5 protein-coding genes are annotated in these 7,246 nt (G+C 70.3%); 1 reads left to right on the top strand and 4 read right to left on the bottom strand.

The window, feature by feature from the left end; translation table 11 throughout:
- Window positions 1-1,056, bottom strand: a 1,056-nt coding sequence (locus ACAM49_RS37445) for a DUF3068 domain-containing protein (protein ID WP_369640270.1), incomplete at its 3' end; no start/stop codon positions are given.
- 187 nt (window positions 1,057-1,243) lie between these two features.
- Here ACAM49_RS37445 and ACAM49_RS37440 point away from each other — a divergent pair.
- A complete protein-coding gene (locus ACAM49_RS37440) occupies window positions 1,244-2,395 on the top strand; it encodes an acyltransferase family protein (RefSeq protein ID WP_369640269.1) in 1,152 nt (383 codons plus the stop codon).
- 13 nt (window positions 2,396-2,408) lie between these two features.
- On the opposite strand, the gene ACAM49_RS37435 is transcribed toward ACAM49_RS37440, so the two are convergent.
- From ACAM49_RS37435 to ACAM49_RS37425, 3 genes are all read right to left on the bottom strand, one after another.
- On the bottom strand, window positions 2,409-6,569 hold the full coding sequence (locus tag ACAM49_RS37435; RefSeq protein WP_369640271.1) for an alpha-(1->3)-arabinofuranosyltransferase: 4,161 nt from the start codon (window positions 6,567-6,569) through the stop codon (window positions 2,409-2,411).
- Window positions 6,570-6,684: 115 nt separating this feature from the next.
- On the bottom strand, window positions 6,685-6,855 hold the full coding sequence (locus ACAM49_RS37430) for a DUF2613 domain-containing protein (protein ID WP_083913908.1): 171 nt from the start codon (window positions 6,853-6,855) through the stop codon (window positions 6,685-6,687).
- A gap of 78 nt (window positions 6,856-6,933) precedes the next feature.
- Window positions 6,934-7,246 (bottom strand): chorismate-binding protein (locus ACAM49_RS37425; protein WP_369640268.1); only part of this gene is annotated, 313 nt, incomplete at its 5' end.

Below are 7,246 nucleotides of genomic sequence, written 5' to 3'. Positions count from 1 at the left end.
GATCGGGGTGGGGCGGCCGTCGCCGTTCTTGCCGAGGACGCCGAGCAGGACGCCGGCGATCAGCAGGAGCAGGCCGATGACGCCGAGGATGATGGGCAGGATGCGGCCGTAGAGGGCGATCTTGTCCATATTGTCCTTGGCCACCGAGATCTGCGACTCGATGGTGTTCTCGTCGAACACCAGGGTCGACTTCAGGGCGGTCACCTCGGGCTTGTCACCGCTGCGGGCGTAGTAGAGGTGAATCTGCTCCTGGCCCTTGATGACCGTGCCGGTCTCCGGCTCGATCCACAGGTCGCGCACGTTGGTGTAGAAGCGGGTCATGGTGACGTCGCCGTCGCCCTCCAGGCCCCACTTGGCGGCGGGCAGGCTGAGCTTGTTGGTCGGCGAGTTGGCGACCGTGGAGAGATCGGTGACCGGGACCGACATCTGGAAGTGGTAGACCTTCAGATTGTTGATCTCGGTCTCGTCGACATAGTTGATGTCGTAGGACTTGCGCGCGTTCAGGTCGAAGTACGGGTAGGTCTTCTTGTCCGTCCCGATGGGGAAGCGGTACTGGAGACCGGTGTGCTGCACCGGGTCCATCACGCTGTCGCCCTTCTTGTCCACCGTCACGGCGATGGCGCCATTGGGGCCGCCGTCCACCGACTCGACCGGCTCACCGGTCTTGCGGTCGATCGTCACGCGGTCGATGGTCGCGGTGAGCAGGCCGGTGTCGCCCTGCTTGTCCGTGCGCCGCAGGGTCTGACCGGCCTGGACCGTCATTTCCGATGCGTTGGAGGGGTTTTCGACGGTGAGGAAGCGCTGCGAGACGAGCGGGACATTGGTGTCCACCTTCGCCGAACCGGTGGGCGAGGTCAGCGACTTGGCGTCGAGGACCTCACTGGGCGCGCCCGTCTGGGGATTCGTCGCGACGGTCGTGATCTCCAGGTCCAGCGGGGTTTTCGCCAACCGGCTGACCGTGTAGGTGGGGATCATGATGGCGGCGACGAGCAGCATCGCACCGAGCCCCACGAGTACGCAGGCCACCGTCCTTCTGGTACCGGCACTGAGTGCCATGCAGGTTCTCCTCGTCGTCGAACACGTGTTTCCTCCAGCACTGCGGTCGCCGCGCAGCACTCGTGAGCCCAGACACTAACAGTCCGAGCGGTCGCAGAGTGCGGCCGAGGCAGGAAAACACCCCGAAACTCCCCCGAGTCAAATGGCGGATGCTCACATAAAAGGTGACAAGGCAGACTGAGAGCCGATGACGACCACCGCAACGAACCCCCAGGTGACCCCGGTCCAGGACGAGACCGGGGTCCGGCTGGGCCGCTTCGTCCCGGCCCTCGAGGGCATGCGCGCCCTGGCGGCGCTGGGGGTCGTGCTCACCCATGTGGCCTTCCAAACTGGCGCAACCGGTCAACCGGTGCTGGGCCGGTTGTGGGAGCGATTCGATATGGCGGTCGCGATCTTCTTCGCGCTGTCCGGATTCCTGCTGTGGCGCCCGCACGCCGCGGCGGCGTGGGGACAGGGGACCGCGCCGCGCGCCGGGCGGTATCTGCTGCATCGCGCGGCCCGCATCCTGCCCGCCTACTGGGTGGTGGTGGCCGCGGTGCTGATCCTGCTGCCCAGCGCCGCGCACACCGCCGGGCTGCGGGTGTGGCTGTCGAATCTGGCGCTGCTGCAGGTATTCGTGCCCTTCACGCTCACCGACGGGCTCACCCAGATGTGGAGTCTCTCGGTGGAAGTGGCCTTCTACCTTGTGCTTCCGCTGCTGGCGGTCGGGCTGGTGTGGCTGCGCGGGCCGCGCGCGCGATACCGGGTGCCCGTGGTGCTCGGCCTCGGACTGCTCTGCCTGGGCTGGAACTTCCTGCCGGTGCCCACACCGGAGGGCATTCACGCCGACAACTGGCTGCCGGGCTATCTGCCCTGGTTCGCGATGGGCATGCTGCTGGCCGAACTCGCCGACCTGCCCGCCCCGCGCTGGCGGCGGATCGCCGGAAACCAGTGGCTGATGTGGCCGCTGGCGGGCATCGCCATGCTGCTGGCCACCACCGATCTCTCCGGTCCGCCCGGGCTGACGCACGGTCAGCCCTGGCAGTACGCCATGAAGATGGCGCTGGGCGCGGTCATCGGCTTCGGGCTGCTGGCGCCGCTGGTGCTGCGACCCGAGCGGCGGCACCGGTGGCTGGAGGGCCGGGTGGCGGCGACCCTCGGGCGCTGGTCCTACGGCATCTTCATCTGGCATCTGGCCGTGCTGTCGATCGTGTTCCCGGTGTTCGGCATCGTGCCGTTCCGCGGGCATTTCGTCATCGTCTACCTGCTGACCGTCGCCTTCACGCTGCCCCTGGCGGCGGCCTCCTACGCACTCGTCGAGGAGCCGGTCCGGCAGTGGACGCGCCGCCGCTTCGGCTGAGCGGCAGCGTGATTCAGCGGCGGGGTGGCAGGGCGGCGATGCCGACCGCGATCACGCCGACCAGCGCCGGGAACTGCACCCACAGCGAGCCGCCGACGTAGCCCTCGAACGAGCGCCACGGCCCGGTCGACAGTGCGGCCGCGCAGATGGCGGTGCCGCCGAACGCGATACCGACCAGGATTCGGGACCATCCGGGCGGGCGAATGTGGTCCACCAGCAACCCGATCGCGGCGACCACCAGTGCGATCGGACCCGCGATGATCCCGGCCGCCGCGGCCAGTCCGAGCCCCGCGACCGTCCGGCTGCGCCAGGTGCGCGGGGCGGGACCGTCGTCGCGGACCGGTGACCGCGCGCCCCGGAAGGCCAGCGCGACAAGCGGAATCAGCAACAGCAGGCCACCGAAGATGGCCAGCCGGTACCAGCGGTCGGTGGGGAACGCGACGGTGATCGGGCCCTCGGTGCCCGGCGGCACCAGCCACGCCTGCTGCCAGCCGTTGATCACCAGCGGCTGCAATTCGCCGCCCTCGGCGGTCGTGGCCTTCCAGCCGACATTGGTGCTCAACGGAAGCACCAGCACCGGGGTGCCGGTCGTACCGTTCGGGTCCGCCACGGGAGGCAGCGCCGGAGTGCGATCGAGGCGGAGTTCGTCGACGGTGAACAGCTCGGTCGGCGCGACCGCGACATCCACACGCCCGGATGGGAATTCGAAGCCGGAGTCGGAGCCTTCGGGGGTCCCGGAATCATCCACCGCGCACACCCGGGCGGGCAGCGGTGCGCCCGAGAGCAATTCGGCGGCCGTACCGGTCACCGTGGTGTGCAGGGTGCGGCCCGCGGCGGCAATGGTGGGTCCGTGCGCGCAGTCGATGGTGATCAGCCGGTTCGGGTCGGCGGGCGCCGGGTAGTCGGGCCCGAGCACGTTCACCTCGGCCAGACCCGGCGGCTGCTCCTGCGCGAAACCCAGTGCGGTGCGGTCGAGTACGGCGTCCCAGGTCTGGATGCTCACCTCGATCCGGTCGGTGACCCGGGGCTGCAGGTCGACCCGGCTCACCGCACCGGCCTCCGGGCTCACCTCGCGCACCTGCGGACCGTCACCGAGATTCACCGAGATCGAGGTCGGGTGGGCGGGCAGATCACCGCGCGACGCCGTCACGGCCAGGCCGGTGACCAGCGTCGGCGCCGGAAGTTCGATGGTGAGTGTGGGTTTCGCGCCCGCCGGATTGCGCACGGTCGTCTCCGGCGCGGTCCAACTGGTGCGCGGATCGCCGTCGGTGGCCGCGAAGGCCGAGCCGCGCGGGTCGCCGACATCGGCCTGGCCCCGCGCGATGGGCCGGTCCGGGTCGGTCAGCAGGGCCTCCAGGGCCGGGCCGGGGCGCGTGTGCACCACCAGATCCGGGGTCACGGTGAGCGGCTGCGGCACCTGCAGGGTGCGTTCGAACAGGCCCGGTTCCTCGGCGGCCAGGGCCAGGCCCTTGCTGCAACGGATCCGGTCGGGGGAGTCGAAACAGGCGCTGCGGCCGGGGAATTCCTGCCCCAGGTCCCAGCCCCGCACCGACACGCCCGCCGGTGTGGGCGGCAGCACGGTGCGATGCCGGATGTCGACGGTCACCGGATTGTCGCGGTCGGCGTAGTCGTCCAGGCTGAGTTCGCTGATGCCGAATTGCCCACCGGCACTGCCGTCCTCGGTGTGGATGGCGGTGATCTTGACCCAGTCGGTGCTGCCCGGCGGCAGCGAGATCGACACCGGCGTACCGGGTTCGGTGATGCGCGCGGCCACCGTGCCCTTGGCGGTCTCCACCTCGACCCATTTCACCGGGCTGCCGATGGCGGCGGCACTGGTGGTCAGATGCAGTACGGCGGTACTGACCGGCTTGTCGAGCGCCAGCCGAAGCCATTGGCCGACAGCGTGTTCCGCGCCATTGGAGATCCAGGCCGTGGCTGGATCGCCGTCCACCACCGCGGCGGTGGAACTGCCGGGCGCGGCCCCGCCGAGCTGGGTGGCGTCACCGGCGGAGCTGGAGGCGGTGACGGTCGCGCCGGACCATTCGCCCTCGACGAGCTGCGCGCCGTACACCGGATAGTCCGGCACCAGATTGTGGGTGCGGCGGGCGTCCCCGGGCGCGCGCAGCGCGGAATTGTGGTTGTCGACGCGCCCGAAGTCGGCTTCCCGGTCCATGGGCGTGTCGGTGACGGTGACGCCGTCGGCGGGCAGCCCGGCGGTCGCCGCGTCCGAGGCCAGCAGCATGGGCCCGGCCGGTGTCGCGGGATTGCGGCGCAACCGTTCCACGGCCTCCGGCCCGCCTTGCACGACCGGCACGCTGTCCAGGGGGACGGTGAACGCGCCCGGGAACGAATTCGGCGCGCCCACACCGCTGCGCACCTCGGTGGGCGTGCCGGGCGTGGTCGTCTCGACCCGGTAGATCTCGATGGCCGGGTAATCAGGCCGCAGATCCCCGTCGGCCACCAGCCCTTCCACGCGACCCGTCTCCACCGGGTCGCCGAATTCGGCGACCTTCTTCAGCCCCGGTGAGCCCTCGATCGCGCGATGCGCCAGCATCGGCCGCGTGGAACGCGAGGTCTCCGGATCGAGATCGTTGCGCAGCACCAGGATTCCGATGCCCTGCCCGGCCAGCGTCGCCGCCAGCCCCGCCGACGGCCGCCCGTCGGCGATCAGTCGCTGCACCGAATCCATGGCTCGAATCGCGCCGGGCGGATTGAGCGGCACCGCGTCTCGCACCGCCCACGGGGTGCTCGCCAGCGCCTGCAAGGGTTCGTCACGGGTCAGACCCCACACCTGACTGCCGAACGGCGCGCCCGGCACCACCAGCGCGCGGGTGTCGGAAGCGTTGTGCGCCAGCCAATCCGCCGTCTGCTGCCAGTAGCCGGGCACGTGGTCGTAGCTGCCACGGGGCGCGAGCTTGCCGGTCCAGGCCAGGGAGGTGGACAGCGCCAGCGCCGTCAGGATGAGCGCGCCCACCGCGACCATCTTGTCGCGTTCGGGATGTGCGAAGGCCCTGCGCCACACCGGCATCGGCACCGAACCCGGCAGTGGCACCCGGCTCAGCAGATGTGCCAGACCCAGCACCAGCGGCAGCCGGATGAGCGGCTCCAGCTTGTGCACATTGCGCAGCGGCGCGCCGCCGGAGTCCAGGAACAGCCGCACCTGTTCGGCGAACGGGCCGCCCAGCTCGCCCACGTAACCCGCGCAGATGCCGACCAGTCCGACCAGCAGGATCAGGGCGAGGCGGCCCCGGTTCGGCATGGACCGCATGGCCAGTCCGGCCATGCCGGCCGCGGCCAGCAGGCCGGTGGCCAGCACCGCCGCGGGCTGGGTGACCAGCACCGCGCCCGCGATGCGTTCGGGCGAGACGAACGGCGTCCAGCTGTCGGTGCCGCGCAGCACCTCGCCGAGCGAGGCCCACTGCGTCGTGACGCCCGAGGATTCGATGTAGTCCAGGAACGGCGGACTCACCTTGCCCAGCAACAGCAGTGGCACGACCCACCAGAAGGTGCCCAGGGCCAGCAGCGGAATCCAGGCGCGGGTGAAGCGCCACCACGCCCGATTCGGTTTGAACGAGATCCACCAGAGCGCCGCGGGCAGGAACGCCGCGGCCGTGGCCACCGCGTTCACCGAACCCATCAGCGCGAGCGCCAGCGCGCTGCCCGCGGGCGTCGCCATCCCGCGCCGCGTGGGCCGCTCACCGGCGGTGGAATCCGGGCGTTTGATCGCCGCGCCGAGCGCGGCCGGGGCCAGCAGCACCCAGGGGGCCAGCATCATCGGCAGCGTCTCGGAGGAGATCGAGCCGAGGGTGGTGAGCACGCGCGGCGACAGCGCGAACGCGACCGCCGCGATCACCCGCGAGCCGCGACTGCCGATGCCGAGCGTCTCGCAGAGCCGGATGATGCCCCAGAAGCCCGCGAGCAGCAGCAATGCCCACCAGATGCGCTGGGTCACCCAGCCCGGCAGGCCGAGGATGTGCCCGAGCGAGAAGAACGCGCCGTGCGGGAAGAAGTAGCCGTAGGCCTGGTTCTGCACCTGGCCCATCGGGGCCTGACTGCTCCACAGATGGGAGGCGCGGGCCAGGAAGCCGAGCGGATTCTGTGCCAGATCGTATTTCGTATCCGCGACGGTCTGCCCGGGTGACTGCAGAAAGGTCAGCAGGAATGCTGCGAGCACACTGCCGAGCAGCCAGCGACGGCCCAGCGGTGTGGTGTTCGGCGACCGGTCCGCGCCCGGACCGGTCGCAGCGGACGTCGATGCTTCGGGTTGGCCTGGTTCGGAGGTCAGCCGGTCAGCGGGAGCCGTACTCAACGTTGTTCAATAGCGACGAACCGGCGTCGCCACTGCGGTCGATGTCGGGCCGCTTGTCCTGCGATGCCGCCACCGTGATGATCAGGACCGCCGCCAGCCCGACCAGAGCCCCACCAGCAGCACTCGCTGCACCAGGAACGGCAAACTTCATCGCGGTACTCCCAACATCGGATGCTGCGTAACGGGAGCCAACCTAGCAGGTTTTCGGTCGGGAACTCCCTAGCCCCGGCTATTCCGGAATCGTGCAGTGCAGTCCGCCCAAGAAGGTGCGGAGTTTGGCTGTCGTTTCGTGTAGTTCGGTGGCCGGGTCGGAGGCGGCGACGATGCCGCCGCCGCCGAAGGCGCGCAGGGTGCGGGTGTCGGCGGTGAGTTCGGCGCAGCGGATGGCGACGTACCAGTCGCCGTCGCCGGTGGCGTCGCACCAGCCGACGGCGCCGCCGTAGAAGCCGCGGTCGCCCTCGAGGTCGGCGATGGCGTCCAGGGCGAGGTCGGTGGGGGTGCCGCAGACGGCGGGGGTGGGGTGCAGCAGGACGGCCAGGTCG

The organism is Nocardia sp. JMUB6875, assembly GCF_041154655.1.
Lineage (GTDB): Bacteria > Actinomycetota > Actinomycetes > Mycobacteriales > Mycobacteriaceae > Nocardia.
Note: the sequence above shows the minus strand (reverse complement) of the source record. Positions and strands in the feature narration are given on the sequence as shown.

Excerpts from the sequence above, each read along its gene's own strand:
- ACAM49_RS37440 (WP_369640269.1), top strand. The coding sequence starts at position 1,244 with ATGACGACCACCGCAACGAACCCCCAGGTGACCCCGGTCCAGGACGAG.
- ACAM49_RS37430 (WP_083913908.1), bottom strand. The coding sequence starts at position 6,855 with ATGAAGTTTGCCGTTCCTGGTGCAGCGAGTGCTGCTGGTGGGGCTCTG.